General features: G+C 71.0%; 14 protein-coding genes. 10 read left to right on the forward strand and 4 right to left on the reverse strand.

Annotated elements, in window-relative coordinates; translation table 11 throughout:
- Positions 1–234: 234 nt before the first annotated feature.
- Entirely contained in the window at positions 235–1314 is a 1080-nt protein-coding gene (gene hisC / locus JNO44_RS22610; protein ID WP_205365853.1) for a histidinol-phosphate transaminase, read from the forward strand.
- A gap of 97 nt (positions 1315–1411) precedes the next feature.
- On the opposite strand, the gene JNO44_RS22615 is transcribed toward hisC, so the two are convergent.
- A complete protein-coding gene (locus JNO44_RS22615) occupies positions 1412–1780 on the reverse strand; it encodes a cyclophilin-like fold protein (RefSeq protein ID WP_205365854.1) in 369 nt (122 codons plus the stop codon).
- A gap of 259 nt (positions 1781–2039) precedes the next feature.
- On the opposite strand from JNO44_RS22615, the gene JNO44_RS22620 reads away from it, so the two are divergent.
- The 4 genes from JNO44_RS22620 to JNO44_RS22635 all read left to right on the forward strand — a co-directional run bounded on the left by JNO44_RS22620 (position 2040) and on the right by JNO44_RS22635 (position 10123).
- Positions 2040–3548, forward strand: coding sequence for a cytochrome ubiquinol oxidase subunit I (locus JNO44_RS22620; RefSeq protein ID WP_189858558.1), 1509 nt, complete (start codon positions 2040–2042; stop codon positions 3546–3548).
- 9 nt (positions 3549–3557) lie between these two features.
- The gene (gene cydB, locus JNO44_RS22625; protein WP_205365855.1) at positions 3558–4559 is read left to right on the forward strand and encodes a cytochrome d ubiquinol oxidase subunit II; all 1002 of its coding nucleotides are present in this window, start codon (positions 3558–3560) and stop codon (positions 4557–4559) included.
- A 54-nt stretch (positions 4560–4613) separates the two neighbouring features.
- A complete protein-coding gene (cydD, locus tag JNO44_RS22630) occupies positions 4614–8255 on the forward strand; it encodes a thiol reductant ABC exporter subunit CydD (RefSeq protein ID WP_205365856.1) in 3642 nt (1213 codons plus the stop codon).
- Positions 8256–8446: 191 nt separating this feature from the next.
- A complete protein-coding gene (locus tag JNO44_RS22635; RefSeq protein ID WP_235096046.1) occupies positions 8447–10123 on the forward strand; it encodes a sensor histidine kinase in 1677 nt (558 codons plus the stop codon).
- 284 nt (positions 10124–10407) lie between these two features.
- Here the strand turns inward: JNO44_RS22635 and JNO44_RS22640 are convergent, their stop codons facing one another.
- Positions 10408–11367: an HAD family hydrolase gene (locus JNO44_RS22640; protein ID WP_205365857.1), complete on the reverse strand. Its 960-nt coding sequence runs from the start codon at positions 11365–11367 to the stop codon at positions 10408–10410.
- A gap of 112 nt (positions 11368–11479) precedes the next feature.
- On the opposite strand from JNO44_RS22640, the gene JNO44_RS22645 reads away from it, so the two are divergent.
- The 3 genes from JNO44_RS22645 (at position 11480) to pspAB (ending at position 14189) form a co-directional block, all read left to right on the forward strand.
- A complete protein-coding gene (locus tag JNO44_RS22645) occupies positions 11480–12376 on the forward strand; it encodes an LLM class flavin-dependent oxidoreductase (RefSeq protein WP_205365858.1) in 897 nt (298 codons plus the stop codon).
- A 248-nt stretch (positions 12377–12624) separates the two neighbouring features.
- Positions 12625–13524 (forward strand): zinc metalloprotease HtpX, encoded by a 900-nt coding sequence (gene htpX / locus JNO44_RS22650; protein ID WP_039634601.1) that lies wholly within the window; start codon positions 12625–12627, stop codon positions 13522–13524.
- A 101-nt stretch (positions 13525–13625) separates the two neighbouring features.
- Positions 13626–14189 (forward strand): PspA-associated protein PspAB, encoded by a 564-nt coding sequence (gene pspAB, locus JNO44_RS22655; RefSeq protein ID WP_205365859.1) that lies wholly within the window; start codon positions 13626–13628, stop codon positions 14187–14189.
- Positions 14190–14226: 37 nt separating this feature from the next.
- On the opposite strand, the gene JNO44_RS22660 is transcribed toward pspAB, so the two are convergent.
- Entirely contained in the window at positions 14227–14769 is a 543-nt protein-coding gene (locus tag JNO44_RS22660; protein WP_205365860.1) for an RNA 2'-phosphotransferase, read from the reverse strand.
- Positions 14770–14876: 107 nt separating this feature from the next.
- The gene (locus tag JNO44_RS22665) at positions 14877–15491 is read right to left on the reverse strand and encodes a PadR family transcriptional regulator (protein ID WP_205365861.1); all 615 of its coding nucleotides are present in this window, start codon (positions 15489–15491) and stop codon (positions 14877–14879) included.
- A gap of 187 nt (positions 15492–15678) precedes the next feature.
- Here JNO44_RS22665 and JNO44_RS22670 point away from each other — a divergent pair, with 187 nt between their 5' ends.
- Together JNO44_RS22670 and JNO44_RS22675 are read left to right on the forward strand one after the other, a co-directional pair.
- Positions 15679–16269, forward strand: coding sequence for a hypothetical protein (locus tag JNO44_RS22670; RefSeq protein ID WP_205365862.1), 591 nt, complete (start codon positions 15679–15681; stop codon positions 16267–16269).
- Positions 16266–17615 carry a carotenoid oxygenase family protein gene (locus JNO44_RS22675; protein ID WP_205365863.1) on the forward strand — a complete coding sequence of 450 codons (1350 nt, stop codon included), beginning with the start codon at positions 16266–16268 and terminating at the stop codon, positions 17613–17615. Before JNO44_RS22670 ends, JNO44_RS22675 begins: the two co-directional genes overlap by 4 nt.
- Positions 17616–17679: the final 64 nt, after the last annotated feature.

Raw genomic sequence — 17679 nt, forward strand, 5'->3', positions numbered from 1 at the left:
CGATCCGCCCAGGTCTCGAACAGGTCTCAAGTCACCTTGACGAGGGATGCGCGCCACGGAGCGAGCCACCGGCGCGCGGAGTCCCGCATAGCGCTCCCCTCGTAGTGCGCGCCCGGCGCCCACTACGGCGGGTGCCCGCGGAAAGGCTGTCCGTCGCGGGCCTGACGCCGGACGGGGTAATCCTCATAAGGTGTGCAGTATTGGAGTCGATTGGATGGTTGAGGAGGACCTGCGGTGAGCGAGAAGACCCCGAGGCTGCGTGCTGCGCTGGACGGCATCCCCACCTACAAGCCGGGGCGACCGGCGGCGGTCGGCGGCCCGGTCGCCTACAAGCTGTCCTCCAACGAGAACCCCTATCCGCCGCTGCCGGGCGTCCTGGAGAGCGCGGTGGCGGCTGCCGGATCGTTCAACCGCTACCCCGACATGGCATGTACGGGGCTGATGGCGGAGCTGGCCGACCGGTTCTCGGTGCCGGTGGAGCACCTGGCGACCGGCACCGGGTCGGTCGGGGTGGCCCAGCAGCTGGTCCAGTCGACGGCCGGGCCCGGCGACGAAGTGATCTACGCCTGGCGGTCGTTCGAGGCGTACCCGATCGTCACCCGGGTCTCCGGCGCGACGCCCGTGCAGGTGCCGCTGACCTCTGATGAGGTGCACGACCTGGAGGCGATGCTGGCGGCGATCACCGACCGGACCCGGCTGATCTTCGTCTGCAACCCCAACAACCCCACCGGCACCGTCGTGCGCCGTGCGGAGCTGGAGTCCTTCCTGGACCGGGTGCCGAGCGACGTGCTGGTGGTGCTGGACGAGGCGTACCGCGAGTTCATCCGCGACGAGGACGTGCCGGACGGGATCGAGCTGTACCGCGACCGCCCCAACGTGTGTGTGCTGCGCACCTTCTCCAAGGCGTACGGCCTGGCGGGGCTGCGGGTCGGCTTCGCGGTGGCGCACCCGGAGGTGGCCGCGGCGTTGCGCAAGACCGCGGTGCCGTTCGGCGTGAGCCAGCTCGCGCAGGAGGCCGCGGTGGCGTCGCTGCGGAGCGAGGCGGCGCTGCTGGAGCGGGTCGACGCGCTGGTCGCCGAGCGGGCCCGGGTATGCGACGCGCTGGTGGCGCAGGGCTGGACCGTCCCGACGTCGGAGGCGAACTTCGTCTGGCTGCGGCTGGGGGACCGGACGACCGCGTTCGCCGAGGCGTGCGAGCGGGCCGGCGTGGTGGTGCGGCCGTTCGCGGGCGAGGGCGTGCGGGTGACGATCGGGGAGAAGCCGGCGATGGACCTGTTCCTGCAGGCGGCCGAGGAGTTCCGCAAGGCGCGGTAGCCGGTTTCCGGTCCGCGGGAAGGCGTCGTGCCTTCCCGCGGTGGTGTGTTCCGAGGCCGCGGGTCCGCCGGACCCGCGGCCTCGGTCGTCGGTGGCCTCAGACGTTCCGGACGTGGATCGCGTCGCCGCTGCGGACGGTGGCCAGTGCGCGCGGGTCGCCGTCGATGCGGCCCAACACGTTGCAGGGGGAGGCGAGTCGGGACTCTCCCCCGCGGGATATCGGGGTGGGGCCGTAGGGGAGCGCGAGGGCGTTGCCCTCGGTCCAGAAGGCGACCGTGCCGGGTTCGACGACCTGGCGGGCGTCGGTCTCCAGCGCGGGGGCGAGCCCGGTGTCGAAGTAGACCTCCTCGCCCCAGGTGTGGGCGGTGGCCTGGAGCGGCAGGGCGGCGAGCAGCGCGGTGGCGGTCGGGGTGTCGTCGAGCGTGGCGGTCACATGCCCGGTGGGCCAGGAGACGCGGATCTTCATGGCGACGCATTCAACAATATGTTGAAGCCCTGCGGAAGGGTGCGCACATAACCTCGGCATAAGCATTCACGGGCCATGGATTCGAGCGTGACCGCAGTCACGTACCCCCCCTTCCTCAAGGCGCGGCACCCATGGGAGATAATGCTTGTGAATGTGAACGCGTTCACAAGCTCGCGTCCTGGTATGTGCCGCTTTATGCGGCACAAAAGGGACATAGCCGTTCCGAAACGGTGACGCAAGGACGTAAGGAGGCCGCGACATGGAACTGGCGTTGGCGCCAGAGACTATGGCGCGATGGCAATTCGGCATCACGACCGTCTACCACTTCCTGTTCGTTCCCTTGACGATCTCCCTCGCCGCTCTGGTGGCCGGGCTTGAGACCGCATGGGTGCGAACGGGTAAGCAGAAGTACCTCAAGGCCACCAAGTTCTGGGGCAAACTGTTTCTGATCAATATCGCGATGGGTGTCGTCACCGGCATCGTCCAGGAATTCCAGTTCGGCATGAACTGGTCGGACTACTCGCGATTCGTCGGGGACATCTTCGGCGCGCCGCTCGCCTTCGAAGCCTTGATCGCGTTCTTCTTCGAATCCACCTTCATCGGATTGTGGATCTTCGGCTGGGACAAGCTGCCCAAGAAGCTCCACTGCTTCTGCATGTGGATGGTCTCGATCGGCACCGTGCTCTCCGCGTACTTCATCCTGGCGGCCAACTCCTGGATGCAGCACCCGGTGGGCTACAAGTACAACCGCGCCACCGGGCGGGCCGAGCTGACCGACTTCTGGAAGGTGCTGACCCAGGACACCACCCTGGTCGTCGTCTTCCACACCCTGACCGCCGCCTTCCTGACCGGTGCCGCGTTCATGGTCGGCGTCTCCGCGTACCACCTGATGCGCAAGAAGCACGTCAAGGTCATGCGGACGTCGCTGCGGCTCGGGCTGGTCACCCTGGTCGTCGCCGGACTGCTCACCGCGGTCAGCGGCGACAGCCTCGGCAAGGTCATGTTCAAGCAGCAGCCGATGAAGATGGCCTCGGCCGAGGCACTGTGGGACAAGGCGGCGCCCGCGCCGTTCTCGGTCTTCTCGTACGGGGATGTCGCCAAGGGGCACAACAAGGTCGCCATCGAGATACCCGGCCTGCTCTCCTTCCTCGCGCACAACGACTTCTCCTCGCCGGTCCCCGGCATCAACGACGTCAACAAGTCCGAGCAGCAGAAGTTCGGGCCCGGCGACTACCGGCCCAACATCCCGGTCACCTACTGGGGCTTCCGCTGGATGATCGGCTTCGGGATGACGTCCTTCGCCATCGGTCTGGCCGGGTTGTGGCTCACCCGCAAGAAGTTCTGGCTGGCGCCCGGGCTGCGGACCGGTGACGAGGAACCACCGCACCTCGCGCTCACGAAGAACAGGACGCTGGGCGCCCGACTGACCAAGTGGTACTGGCGGCTGGCCTTCGTCACCCTCGGCTTCCCGCTGATCGCCAACTCGTGGGGCTGGATCTTCACCGAGATGGGTCGCCAGCCCTGGGTCGTCTACGGCGTGCTGCGCACCCGGGACGCGGTCTCGCCGGGCGTCACACAGGGCGAGGTGATCACGTCGCTGGTCGTCTTCACCACGCTCTACGCGATCCTCGCCGTGGTCGAGGTCAAGCTGCTGGCGAAGTACATCAAGGCCGGACCCCAGGAACTCTCCGAGTCCGACCTCAACCCGCCCACCAAGATCGGTGGCGACCCCACCGACGCCGACCGGCCGATGGCCTTCTCGTACTAGGAGGCGACCATGCAACTCCATGACATCTGGTTCGTCATCATCGCCTTCCTGTGGACCGGGTACTTCTTCCTCGAAGGCTTCGACTTCGGGATCGGCGTGCTCACCAAGCTGCTCGCCCGGGACCGCAGCGAGAAGCGGGTGCTGATCAACACCATCGGGCCGGTCTGGGACGGCAACGAGGTCTGGCTGCTCAGCGCGGGCGGGGCGACCTTCGCCGCCTTCCCGGAGTGGTACGCCACCCTCTTCTCCGGTTTCTACCTGCCGCTGCTGGTGATCCTGGTCTGCCTGATCGTGCGCGGTGTCGCGTTCGAGTACCGCGCCAAGCGGCCCGAGGAGCACTGGCAACGCAACTGGGAGCACGCGATCTTCTGGACCTCGCTGCTGCCCGCGGTGCTGTGGGGCGTGGCCTTCGGCAACATCGTCCACGGCGTGAAGATCGACGCCCACAAGGAGTACGTCGGCGGCGTGCTCGACCTGCTCAACCCGTACGCGATCCTCGGCGGCCTGGTCACGCTGGCGCTGTTCACCTTCCACGGTGCGGTGTTCGCGTCGCTGAAGACCGTGGGCGACATCCGGGAGCGGGCGCGCCGGATGGCGGGCGTCCTCGGGCTGATCACCGCCGTGCTCGCGGTCGCGTTCCTGGGGTGGACCCAGGCCGACAGGGGCGACGCCGGCAGCCTGGTCGCGATGATCGTCGCGGTGGTGGCGCTGGTCGCCGCGCTCGGGGCCAACAGGCTCGGGCGCGAGGGTTGGGCGTTCGCCTTCTCCGGCATCACCGTCGCGGCGGCGGTCGCCATGTTGTTCCTGACGCTCTTCCCGAACGTCATGCCGTCCACGCTGAACGAGAGCTGGAGCCTCACGGTCACCAACGCCTCGTCCAGCCCCTACACCCTGAAGATCATGACATGGTGCGCCGCCATCGCCGCGCCGATCGTGATGCTCTACCAAGGGTGGACCTATTGGGTGTTCCGCAAGCGGATCGGCACCCAGCACATCGCCGAAGCCCACTAGCTGAGTCCCGCCCCGCCCCGCCAGGGCGGGGCTCGGGAGAACGGAAGGTTTCACGTGAAACCGGTCGACCCGCGCCTGCTCCGATACGCCCGTGCCACCCGCGGATTCCTCGTCGCGGTGGTGGTGCTCGGGCTTGCCGGAGCGGGCCTGGTCGTCGGCCAGGCCATGCTGATCGCGGAGATCGTGGTCGGAGCCTTCCAACACGAGCGCACCCTCGGGGCGTTGGCCACCCCCGTGGCACTGCTCGCCGCGGTCTCGGTCGGCCGGGGGCTGGTCTCCTGGCTCACCGAACTGGCCGCGCACCGGGCCAGCGCGGCGGTCAAGTCCGAACTGCGGATCCGGCTGGTCGAGCGGGCGGCGGCGCTGGGGCCCGGGGCGGAAATCCGTCGCGCGGAGGGCGCCGGCACCCTGGAGCTGCGGACCGGGGAACTGGCCACGCTGGCCACTCGCGGCATCGATGCCCTGGACGACTACTTCGCCCGCTATCTGCCGCAGTTGGGGCTGGCGGTCGTCGTGCCGGTCGCGGTGCTGGCCCGGATCGTCACCGGCGACTGGATCTCCGCGCTGACGATCGTGATCACCCTGCCGCTGATCCCGCTCTTCATGGTGCTGATCGGCTGGGCCACCCAGTCGCGGATGGACCGTCAGTGGCGGCTGCTCTCCCGGCTGTCCGGGCACTTTCTCGATGTCGTCGAGGGGCTGCCGACGCTGAAGGTCTTCGGCCGGGCCAAGGCCCAGGCCGCCTCCATCCGCGCGATCACCAGCTCCTACCGTCGGGCCACCCTGCGCACGCTGCGGATCGCCTTCCTCTCGTCCTTCGCGCTCGAACTCCTTGCCACCATCTCCGTCGCGCTGGTCGCGGTCGGCATCGGCATGCGCCTGGTCCATGGTGAACTCGACCTCTCCACGGGGCTGATGGTGCTGGTGCTGGCACCCGAGGCGTATCTGCCGCTGCGGCAGGTCGGGGCGCAGTACCACGCCGCGGCCGAGGGGCTCTCGGCGGCGGACGAGATCTTCGCCGTACTGGAGACCCGGCCGCGGACGCCCGGCACCGCGCCCGCGCCGGACGGCACCGGACTGACCGTCGAGGGGCTGGTGGTCCGCCACCCCGGGCGCACCGCCGCCTCGCTGCCGGCCACCTCGTTCGAGGTCCTGCCCGGGGAGACGGTCGCGCTGGTCGGCCCCTCGGGCGCCGGCAAGTCCACGCTGCTGAGCGCCGTGCTCGGCTTCACCGCGCCGTCCGAGGGACGGGTCCTCGTCGACGGCCACGACACCGCCGACCTCTCCCCCGACAGCTGGCACGGCCGGATCGCCTGGGTACCGCAGCATCCACACCTCTTCGCCGGATCCATCGCCGAGAACGTCCGGCTGGTGCGGCCGGACGCCGATGACGCGGCGGTCCGCGCGGCCCTGGGCGAGGCCGGGGCGCTGGACTTCGTTGACGCGCTGCCGGACGGCACGGCCACCCGGCTCGGGGAATCCGGCGCCGGGCTCTCCGCCGGTCAGCGGCAGCGCATCGCGCTCGCCCGCGCCTTCCTCGCCGACCGTCCGATCGTGCTGCTGGACGAGCCCACCGCCAATCTGGACGGTGAGACCGAGCAGACCCTGGTCGAGGCCGTGGGGCGGCTCGCGGCGGGACGCACGGTCCTGATGGTCGTCCACCGGCCGGCGCTGCTGGCGGTGGCCGACCGGACGGTGCGGCTGGCGGGGCCGGAGTCGGGCGCCGGGCCGGTGGAGTCGGCGGACGCGGCGGCCGCCGGGCCGGGCGCGGGGGCCGCCGCGGTCTCCGCCGCCGGGCCGGGCCGGGCGGCGGACGTCGCTCCGTCGCCGGACGGGGAAGCCGTTCCCGGTGCCGCCGCGGGGAACGCGCTGCGGCGGCTGCGCGGGCTGGCCCGTGCGCGGCGGGCGCGCCTGGGGCTGGCGTTGCTGCTCGGCAGCCTCGCGCTGGGCTGCGCGGTGGGCCTGATGGCGACCTCCGGCTGGCTGATCTCGCGGGCCTCGCAGGAGCCGCCGGTGCTGTATCTGATGGTGGCGGTGACCGCGACCAGGGCGTTCGGCATCGGGCGTGCGGTGTTCCGGTACGCCGAGCGGCTGGTGGCGCACGACGCGGTGTTCCGGATGCTCGCCGACGTCCGGGTGGCCGTCTTCCGGCGGCTGGAGCGGCTGGCCCCGGCCGGGCTGAAGGAGCGCCGCCGTGGCGATCTGCTGTCGCGACTGGTGGCGGACGTCGACGCGGTGCAGGACTACTTCCTGCGCTGGCTGCTGCCCGTCGGGGCGGCACTGCTGGTCGGCGCCGGCACCGTCGCGTTCACCGGCTGGCTGCTGCCGGAGGCCGGGGTGGTCCTCGCGGTCGGGCTGCTGCTCGCCGGGGCCGGGGTGCCGGCGCTGTCGAGTGCGTTGGCGTGGCGTGCGGAGCGCCGGCTGGCGCCGGCCCGCGGGGTGCTCTCCACCCGCGTCGTCGATCTCCTCACCGGGACCGCCGAGTTGACGGTCGCCGGTGCCGTGCGGGCGCGCACGGAAGAGGTGCGCCGGGCGGATCGGGACCTGACCCGGATCGCGTCCCGCTCGGCCGCCGCGGCCGGTGCCGGGGCCGGCCTCTCGGCACTGTTGTGCGGGCTGACGGTGGCCGCCGCCGCGGTGGTCGGCATCCAGGCGGTGCACACGGGCCGGCTGGCGGGGGTGGCACTGGCCGTCGTCGTGCTCACTCCGCTCGCCGCGTTCGAGGCGGTGGCCGGGCTGCCGCTGGCCGCGCAGTACCGGCGCCGCACCCGACACGCCGCCGAGCGGGTCTTCGAGGTGCTGGACGCCCCGGAGCCGGTCCGCGAACCGGACGTCCCCGCGACCGTGCCCGAGGAGCCGTTCCCGCTGACCGTAAGCGAGTTGACCGCGCGGCACCCCGGTCAGGACCGCCCGGCCCTGGACGGCGTCGGCTTCACCCTGACCGCCGGTCGCCGGCTCGCCGTCGTCGGCCCGTCCGGATCCGGCAAGACCACGCTCGCGCAGGTGCTGCTGCGCTTCCTGGACCGGGAAGCGGGGGCGTACGCCCTGGCCGGCACCGACGCCCAGGAGATGGCCGGCGACGCGGTCCGGCGGCTGGTCGGGCTGTGTGCGCAGGACGCGCACATCTTCGACAGCTCGCTGCGGGAGAACCTCCGGCTCGCCCGGCGGGACCGGAGCGGCGGCCCGGACGGTACCGACGACCAGGACCTCTGGGACGCGCTCGGCCGGGCGCGGCTGGCGGACTGGGTGCGCGGGCTGCCCGACGGCCTGGACACCATGGTCGGGGAGCACGGCGCCCGGCTGTCCGGCGGCCAGCGGCAGCGGCTGGCCCTGGCGCGTGCGCTGCTCGCGGACTTCCCGGTGCTGGTGCTGGACGAGCCCGCCGAGCACCTCGACCTGGCCACCGCCGACGCGCTCACCGCCGATCTGCTGGCCGCCACCGAGGGGCGGACGACGGTGTTGATCACGCACCGGCTCGCCGGCCTGGACGCGGTCGACGAGGTGCTGGTCCTGGACCGGGGCCGGGTGGTGCAGCGCGGTGGTTACGCGGAGCTGGCCACGGCCGACGGTCCGTTCCGGCGGATGCTGGAGCGCGAACGGGCGGTGGACGCGGCGTACCCGCGGACGGGGGCCGCCGGGGGCGCGGCGGCGGACGCCGGTCGGGCGCCCGTCGGGGTGTCGGCGCTGACCGCGTGACGCACCGGAGGCCCTTCTGCGGGGCGCCCGCCCGGCTGTTCCCACCTGGCCGTCTCCCTGTGGCCGGGCCTCGCCGGATAACTGCACTTTCCTCGGAAATGGGCCCTTATTAGGCTCGGGGCATGGCAGCCACGGCAGGATCGCGCCCGGACCCCCCGGACATCGGGAGGGATATCGGACGCCCGGACCCCATGGACGCCGCCACCGAGGCCACCCGTAGTCTCCGGGGGCTGTCGTCCGAGCTGACCGCGCGGGTGCCGCAGCTGCTGGAGGCGATGCGCACGGTCGGCGCCGGGCTGGACCTGCACATCACGCTGGACCGGATCGTGGAGACCGCCGCCGAGCTCGCCAATGCGCGCTACGCCGCGATCGGGATCATCGACGACGCCCGGGAGGGGCTGTCGGACTTCGTGACCTACGGCGTGACCGGGGAGCAGCACGAGCGCATCGGCGCGCTGCCCGACGGCCACAAGGGCCTGCTCGGCGCGCTGATCCATGACCCGAAGCCGGTGCGGCTGGCCAACCTCGCCAAGGATCCGCGTTCGGCCGGCTTCCCGCCGGGCCACCCGCCGATGCGGTCGTTCCTCGGGGTACCGATCCGGGTCCAGGGCGAGATCTTCGGGAATCTCTATCTGACCGAGAAACGCGGCGGCGAGTTCAGCGAAGAGGACCTGCACATGGTGCGGGTGCTGGCCACCGAGGCCGGTATCGCGATCGGCAACGCCCGGTTGTACGCGGCGACCCGGCAGCGGGAGCGCTGGATCGACGGGTCGGTGGCGGTGACCACCGAACTGCTCGCCGGCAGCGATGTCGACGACGCGCTCGCGGTGGTCGCGGAGCAGGCGAAGAAGCTGGCGGATTCGGCGGCCGGCATCGTGCTGCTGCCGGACGAGGAGGGCGGGCTGGAGATCGTCGCGGTGTCGGCCGACGACCCGACCGGGATCATGGGGACCCAGATCCCGCGGGAGAGCCCGGTGACCGAGCAACTCCTCGCCGGTGAGCCGGTGTTCGTGGACGACTCGGCCAGTGATCCGCGGATGGTCACCCACCTCGCGCCGCGCTTCGGCCCGAGCATGATGCTGCCGCTCAAGAGCGGCGGCCGGGTGCTCGGCACGCTCGCCACACCGCGGGGTCGTGGGGCCCGCCCGTTCTCCGCCGCCGAGCGGACCCTGGCCACCCAGTTCGCCGCGCAGGCCGCGCTGGCACTGGTGCTGGCCGACGCACAGCGCGACCGGGAGCGGCTGGCGGTCTACGAGGACCGTGACCGGATCGCCCGCGACCTGCACGATCTGGTGATCCAGCGGCTGTTCGCGGCAGGGATGATCCTGGAGAGCGCTCAGCGCAAGACGGTGGTGCCGGAGGTGGCCCGGAGGGTAGGTAAGGCCATCGACGAACTCGACACCACCATCCAGGAGATCAGGACTGCGATCTTCGCCCTTCAGCAGAGCCCGGCCGAGGCGCCGTCGGGGCTCCGGACCCGGGTGCTGCGGGAGGTCGGCACCGCCGCCGTGCCGCTCGGTTTCCAGCCGTCGGCGCAGTTCGTCGGCCCGGTCGACTCCCGGGTCGGGGAACTGGCCGGCAAGAACCTCATCGCCGCGCTGCGCGAGGCGCTGTCGAACGCCTTCCGGCACGCCGAGGCGTCCCGGATCGAGGTCGTGGTGGACGCCACGGTCAACTTGCCGGACGGTACCCCCGGCGTCCGGCTGACCGTCGCCGACGACGGGGTGGGCATCGCGCGGGGCGGCCGGCGCAGCGGCCTCAAGAACCTCGCCAAGCGCGCGGAGTCCCTGGGCGGCTCCAGCACCTACGGCCCCGGGCTGGGCGCGGGCGACAAGGGGACGATGGTGACGTGGGAGGCGCCGTTGTGAGGGGAGCGGGGCCTACGGTCGCTCGGGCTTCCGCGCCAGAAGGGCGGCGATCGTCCTGGTCGCTCCTTCTGCGGGTTCCTGTGTCAGGCGCGCCGTGACCCTGCCGGGTCCGCACCCCATGTCCACGGCCGACCACGGGAGTTGAGCGTTTCACGTGAAACATGCGCGGACCGGGGAGGGGCGTGGTTTCACGTGAAACGGTCCGGGACGACGCGCAGTTGTGGTTTCACGTGAAACCACGGACCCGTCGAACGGACCGTTCTCCTGTCGCCGTCGCGGCAGGCTCAACGCCCCTGGAGAATCCGCTCGATCACGACCGCCACGCCGTCGTCGTTGTTGGATTCCGTGCGGCGCGTGGTGGCCGCCAGTACGTCAGGGTGGGCGTTGGCCATGGCGTACGAGGTGCCGGCCCAGGTGAGCATCTCGATGTCGTTCGGCATGTCGCCGAAGGCGACGACCTCCTCCGGTGAGATCCCGCGTTCCGCGCAGCAGCGGGCGAGAGTGCCGGCCTTGCTGACGCCCAGGCCGCTGATCTCCAGGAGCGCGGTGGGGCTGGACCGGGTGAAGGACGCCAGGTGGCCCGCGGTGGTCCGGGCCAGCGCGAGGAAGGCATCGGGGTCCAGGTCGGGGTGGTGCGCGAGCAGCTTGAGCACGGGCTGGCCGGAGGTGCCGGCGTCGCTGTGCGCGCGGGTGGCGGCCGCGGTGCCCGGTCCGGGCATATCGGAGTCGGTCGAATACGGACCGTCGGTGCCGGGGCCGTCCGCCGGAGCGGGGGCCGGGGACGCGGCGAACCCCTCGGCGAGGAGCTTCTCGGCCGGTGCGATCACCGCGGTCGGGTCGAAGAGGAAGGGCGGGTACTGCGGCTCGTAGTGGATGCCGCCGGTGCGTTCGACGGCGAAGGTGGTGCCGGGGGCCGCGTCACGCAGGGCGTGGACGACGTCGAGCGCCACTCCCTGGTCCAGGGGGCTGACCTCGACGAAGCGGGAGCCCCGGTGCAGATCGACGACGGCCGCGCCGTTCGCGCAGATCGCCAGGCCATGGCCGTGCACATGGTCGCTGACCACGTCCATCCAGCGGGCCGGGCGCCCGGTGACGAAGAACACCTCGATGCCCGCTGCCTCCGCGGCGGCGAGCGCGGCGATCGTCCGGTCGGAGACCGTCTTGTCGTCGTGCAGCAGCGTGCCGTCGAGGTCGGTGGCGATAAGCCGGATGGGCCTAGGCGGCGCGGCGGAGGCATCAGTCACGGGGCCATCTTCGCGTACCGGCACGTACAGGCGTGCGGTGGGTATCACACATGAGCTGGGGCGAGGATGCGGCCGGGCGGGCTTTCTCCGGAGTCACCGTACGCTCGGGGATATGCGACTGAGCACAGTGATCTTGCCCGTCCGACGTTGGTCCGATGGCGGCAAGGAGGTATGGCAGCGCGCCGAGGAACTGGGGTTCCACGCTGCGTACACGTATGACCACCTGTCCTGGCGGAGCTTCCGCGACCAGGCGTGGTTCGGCGCCCTCCCGACGCTGACCGCGGCTGCCGCCGCGACCTCGCGGATACGTCTGGGCACCCTCGTCACCTCGCCGAACTTCCGGCACCCGGTCACTCTCGCCAAGGAGCTGATCTCGCTCGACGACATCAGCGAGGGCCGTGTCACGCTGGGCATCGGCGCCGGCGGCAACGGCTTCGACGCCACCGCGCTCGGCCAGGAGCCCTGGTCGCCGCGCGAACGGGCGGACCGCTTCGCCGAGTTCACAGCGCTGCTGCACCAGTTGCTGACCCAGGACGCCGTCTCCTACGAAGGCACCCACTACTCCGCGGACGAGGTGCGGAACATCCCCGGCTGCGTGCAGCGGCCGCGGCTGCCGTTCGCGGTGGCGGCCACCGGCCCGCGCGGGCTGAAGCTGGCGGCCCGCTACGGGCAGGCGTGGGTGACCACCGGTGACCCCAAGGTGTCGAACGCGGGCGGCACCCCGGCCGAGTCGCGGGAGGCCATTCGCAGGCAGGTCGAGGGGCTGGCCAAGGCGTGCGCCGACCAGGGGCGGGACTTCGCCGAGCTCCACAAGATCATGCTGACCGGCTTCACCCCGGACCAGCCGCTGGACTCCGTGGACGCCTTCGTGGACTTCGCCGGGCACCACGCCGAGCTGGGCATCGAGGAGGTGGTCATCCACTGGCCGATCGCGGATTCGGTCTTCGCGGCCGACCCGGCGGTCTTCGAGCGGATCGCCACCGAGGGGCTGGCGCAGCTCGGCGCCTAGGCAGTGTCCGCAAAGCCCTGCCTTCCGGGCGAACGACGGGACTTTGCGGACATGACCTAGCCACCCATCCTCGACTTCAGGACGTACATCCCGATTCACCCCGGTATCCCGGCCGGGGCTTTACCCGGTATATAGCCGGCAAGAGGGAGAATTGGGGCAGCGGTGCAGTGTGCGGGACCCGGCGCGCGGAGACGACTGCGTGCCCGGGCCGGCGCACTGTGCGAAATGCGGTGCGTTGTGGAGGAGCCATGGCACAGACCCGATTCGCCCCGGACCGCGGGCTGACCTCGCGCATGGTCATGACGATGTTCTTCATCGGGCTGCTGTACGTCGTGGTCGTCAGCGCGCTGGTGGTACTGCTCAAGGGCGCCTGGGTGGTGGTGCTGCTGATCGCGGGGGGCATGTTCGTCGCACAGTTCTGGTTCAGCGACCGGATCGCGGCCTACAGCATGGGGGCGCACGAGGTCACGCCGGAACAGGCGCCCGAGTTGCACGGTGCCGTGGACCGGCTCTGTGCCCTGGCCGATATGCCCAAGCCGAGGGTCGCGATCGCCGAATCCGATGTACCGAACGCCTTCGCCACCGGCCGTAACCAGCAGAACTCCATGGTCTGCGCGACGACCGGGCTGCTCAGGCGGCTGGAGCCGGAGGAGCTGGAGGGCGTGCTGGCCCACGAGCTGTCGCATGTCGCCCATCGCGATGTCGCGGTGATGACCATCGCGTCGTTCCTCGGGGTGCTGGCCGGCATCATCACCCGCGCCGCCCTGTGGAGCGGTGTCGGGCGCAACAACCGCGATCAGAACGCCGCCATCGCCGTCCTGATCGTCACCGCCGTCAGCGTCGTCGTCTATGCCATCAGCTTCCTGCTGACCAGGCTGCTCTCCCGCTACCGCGAGCTGTCCGCGGACCGGGCCGCCGCCCTCCTGACCGGCCGCCCCTCGGCGCTGGCCTCCGCTCTGACCAAGGTCACCGGCCAGATCGCGCGGATCCCGACCGAGGACCTCCGCAAGGCCCAGCCGTTCAACGCGTTCTACTTCGCCCCGGCGTTCAACAAGGAGAGCTTCAACCAGCTGCTGTCCTCGCACCCGACGCTGGAGCAGCGGCTCGACCAGCTGGGACGGATAGCGGCGCAGTTGGGGCGGCCCTGAGCGGCGGCGTCGGAGGGACGGCAGTGAGCGGCGCGTGGCGATGTTTCCCGTGAAACACGCCATCGCGTCACCGGAGCAAGGAATCAAGGAGCAAGCCGCGCATGGGATTTCTGGACGCCATTCTCGGCCGTAGCAAGCCCGTACGGCCTGATCTGGACCAGCTCTTCGCGCTGCCGTCCGCCGCGGTCACCCTGGAGGCCGCGGCCGGATTCACCCCGACCGGGCTGGGATCGGTGTGCTTCGCGAGCGTCGAGGGCGGGGCGTTCGCACGGATCCAGGAGGAGGCGCGTGCGCTCCTGGACGGCACGGTGGAGTTCACACAGGACGCGTACGGCTACACATGGCTGCTGGTGCGGCACGCCCGGGAGGACGTGGCGGGTCTGGTCAACGATCTGCACGCGGTCAACACCTCCCTGGAGGAGGCGGGGTTCGGCCCGCAGCTGCTGTGCTCGCTGCTGGGATTCCGCGATGCGCGACAGCGGTCGCTGGCGCTGGTCTACCTCTACAAACGCGGCACGTTCTACCCCTTCGCGCCGCACACCGGCGACGCCGAGAAGCGCGACAACCCGCTCGAACTCCAGGTGCGGGCGATGCTCGGGGACGATCTGACGATCGAGAAGGATCTTTCCCGGTGGTTCCCGGTGTGGGGAGCACCAGGGCTCTGACCTGCGGGTTTCCTGAGACGTTGGGCAAGGGGAGGGGTCAGCCGGGGAAACGGAGGAACTCCGGCGGCACATGGCCGGTCAGCCAGACGCCGTTGGCGCTGACGCGGAAGACATGGCCGGCCCGGTGCATCGCCCCCGTGTCCACGGTCAGCACCACCGGCTTGCCGCGCCGGGCGCCCACCCGGGACGCGGTCTCGCGGTCCGGTGAGAGGTGCACGGCCAGCCGCGACATCGGCCGCAGCCCCTCCTCCCGTATGGCAGCGACGCTGCGGGCCACCGTGCCGTGGAAGAGGAGGCCGGGTGGCACCGCCGGCGGCAGACCGAGGTCGACGCGCACGGAATGGCCCTGATTGGCGCGGATGCGGCCGTTCTCCAGGGTGTAGCGCTGCTTGTCGTTGTCGGCGACCACGGCCTCCAACTCGGCTCGGGAGAAGGGGAATCCGTGCCGCGCGGCGGCGTCGAGCAGCGCGGCCACCGGGACCCAGCCCTGAGCGTCGAGGACGATGCCGATCCGCTCCGGTTCGTGGCGCAGGTGTTTGGCGAGGTACTTCGAAATGCGCACGGAGCGCTGGTGGTTCATGCCTTCAGGATGCCGTGGAGCGGTCGCCGCGGCACCTGCTATTCGGAGGCGGAGGCTCGGGGTCGGCGAGTGGGCGGCCATCGCCGGGGCGCGCCCCGGCACGGGCGTCAGTCGCCGCTGGGCCGCTCCCCCGCCGGCTGCTCGTCCTGCTCCGGCCGCTCCCTGCCGCGCTGTGCGCGGGCCAGTTCGCCGGCCTTCCGAGCCTTCGCGCTGGTCACCTCGTCGGCGGCCCAGCGGGCCCACTCCTCCATCGTCGTGGTCATCCGCAGGCCGTATTCCAGGGCGATGCGCCCGTAGACGGAGATCATCTCGTCGTCCCACTCCGCGGTCCGGTCGATCTGCTCGTACGCGGTGTGGGCGCGGGCGGCGGTCTCGGCCTGCGTGAGCAGGTACGACTGCGCCTCCAGCGGCGTGAGGATGCCGAGGAAGAACACCCGCAACAGGCCGTCGTGGCGCTGCGGGCCGGTGGGGGCGATCTCGGTGAGCCAGTGGCGCAGCTCGGCCAGGCCGTCGTCGGTGATCGCGTATTCCTTGCGGCCGCGCGGGCCGTGGGCGGCGACCTCGACCAGGCCGGCGGTCGTGAGCTTGTTGAGTTCGCCGTACACCTGGCTCTGGGTCGCCGGCCAGACGCTGGTGAGCGAGGCGTTGAACAGCTTCATCAGGTCGTAGCCGCTCGCCGGGGACTCGGAGAGCAGGCCCAGTACCGCGTGTCTCAGGCTCATGACTTGCACTTTACCTTCCACAAGTGACATGTCAAAGCTGGACTTTCCATCTTCGACATGTCAAAGTTGGAATGTCGCTGGGGCGGGGAGAGCCCGAAGTCAGCACGCGTTGTGGCCGCGTTCGTCGGCCCGTCGCACCGTCGAGCAGCCGTCCGTGGTGATCGGGCGCAACCGAAATGGGGGGATCATGAACTACCTGCGGAGCTTCGTTCCATGGCTGGTCTTCGCGGGGGTGTCCACCGCCGGCTGGCAGTGGGGGGCGCTCGCCGGACTGGTGGCCTCGGTGGTGCTGCTGATAGCGGACCGCGCGACGGGACTCTCGCTGGAGAACCGGCTGCTGGAGTACGGCACCATCGTCTACTTCCTCGGTCTCTCCGCGCTGGCCTTCATGCGCCCCGACAGCGCCCTCCAGCTCTACAGCGGCGCGATGTCGGTGGGTTGGCTGGCGCTCATCTCCTGGGTGTCGATCGCCGTCCGGCGCCCGTTCACCCTGGCGATCGCCCGGCGGATGGCCCCGCCCGAGGTCTGGGACACCCCGCTGTTCCGGCGCATCAACATCGTGATCACCGAGGCCTGGGCGCTGTCCTTGACCCTGTCCGCGCTCGCCCAGGTCGCCATATCCGCCTACGACCTCGGCACCGTCTTCTCGATCGTCGTCCAGGTCGCCGGATTCGTTCTTCCTGTCCGGTTCACCGCCACGTATCCCGACCGGGCCCGCGCCCGCTTCCTGCAGCAGTCCGGCGCCCGGTTCGACGCCCAAGGAGGTATGGCCTCATGACCGCCACCCCATCCACTGCGGTATCCGAATCCTCCGCACCGCCACCGCATCTGGCCGGCAACTTCGCGCCGGTCACCGACGAACTGACCGCCTACGACCTCCCGGTGGCCGGCACCATCCCGCCGGAGCTCACCGGCTGGTATCTGCGCAACGGCCCCAACCCGCAGGACGCCGCCAGCCGGCACTGGTTCTTCGGCGACGGCATGGTCCACGGTGTGCGCCTGGAGGGCGGCCGGGCCGTCTCGTACCGCAATCGCTGGGTCCGCACCTCGACCTTCACCGACGGCATCCGCCTCGGTGACGGGTCGGGCCGCCGCAATCTGGCCGCCGGTGCCGCCAACACCCATGTCGTCCGGCACGCCGGTCGCACGCTGGCGCTGGTCGAGTCGTCCTTCCCCTACGAGATCGACTGCCGGCCCGGACATGAGCTGGAGACCCTCGGCCCCCATGACTTCGGCGGCCGGCTCGCCACCGCCATGACCGCCCACCCCAAGACCTGTCCCACCACCGGCGAGCTGCACTTCTTCGGGTACGGCCATTCCAGCGCGCCCTATCTGACGTATCACCGGGCCGACGCGGCCGGTGAGTTGGTGGTCAGCCGCCCGATCGACGTGCCCGGCGCCACGATGATGCATGACTTTCAACTGACGGCACGCCATGTGATCTTCATGGACCTGCCGATGGTCCACGACCGCGACCACGCCGGCATGCCCTACCGCTGGGATCCGGAGTACGGGGCCCGCCTCGGGGTACTGCGCCGGGACGACCCCCATGGCGAGGTCCGCTGGCTGGAGATCGACCCCTGCTATGTCTTCCACTCGCTGAACGCCCATGACGACGGCGACCAGCGGATCGTCCTCTATGTCTCCCGCTACGCCACGTTGGCCGGTCATGCGCCGCCCTGCCTGTGGCGCTGGACGATCGACCTCGCCGCGGGCACGGTGGCGGAGGAGCAAATCGACGACCAGTTGGGCGAGTTCCCCCGGATAGACGACCGACTGGCCGGGCTGCCTGCCCGGTTCGGCCATGTCACGGCCGCGGAGGCACCGGGCACCGGTGCGATACCCGGCGCCCTGCTCCGCTACGACCTGCGGACCGGCGGGGTGGCCCGCTACGACTTCGGCCCGGGGCGCACCCCGGGCGAGGCGGCGTTCGCCCCCGCCGACGACCGTCCGGGCGGTCCCGGCTGGCTGATCACTTACGTCTACGACGCCACCACCGACACCAGCGACCTCGTGATCCTCGACGCCGAGGACATCACCGCCGGCCCGGTGGCGACGGTCTCCCTGCCGTGCAGGGTGCCGTACGGATTCCACGGCAACTGGCTGCCGGATCCGGCGGGTTGAGGCGACCCGCCGGGGTGGCCGGGCGGACGGGCCGCCCGGCGTGATCCTTGACAACTGGAGAGGG

It is taken from the genome of Streptomyces noursei (genome assembly GCF_016917755.1).
GTDB lineage: Bacteria > Actinomycetota > Actinomycetes > Streptomycetales > Streptomycetaceae > Streptomyces > Streptomyces yunnanensis.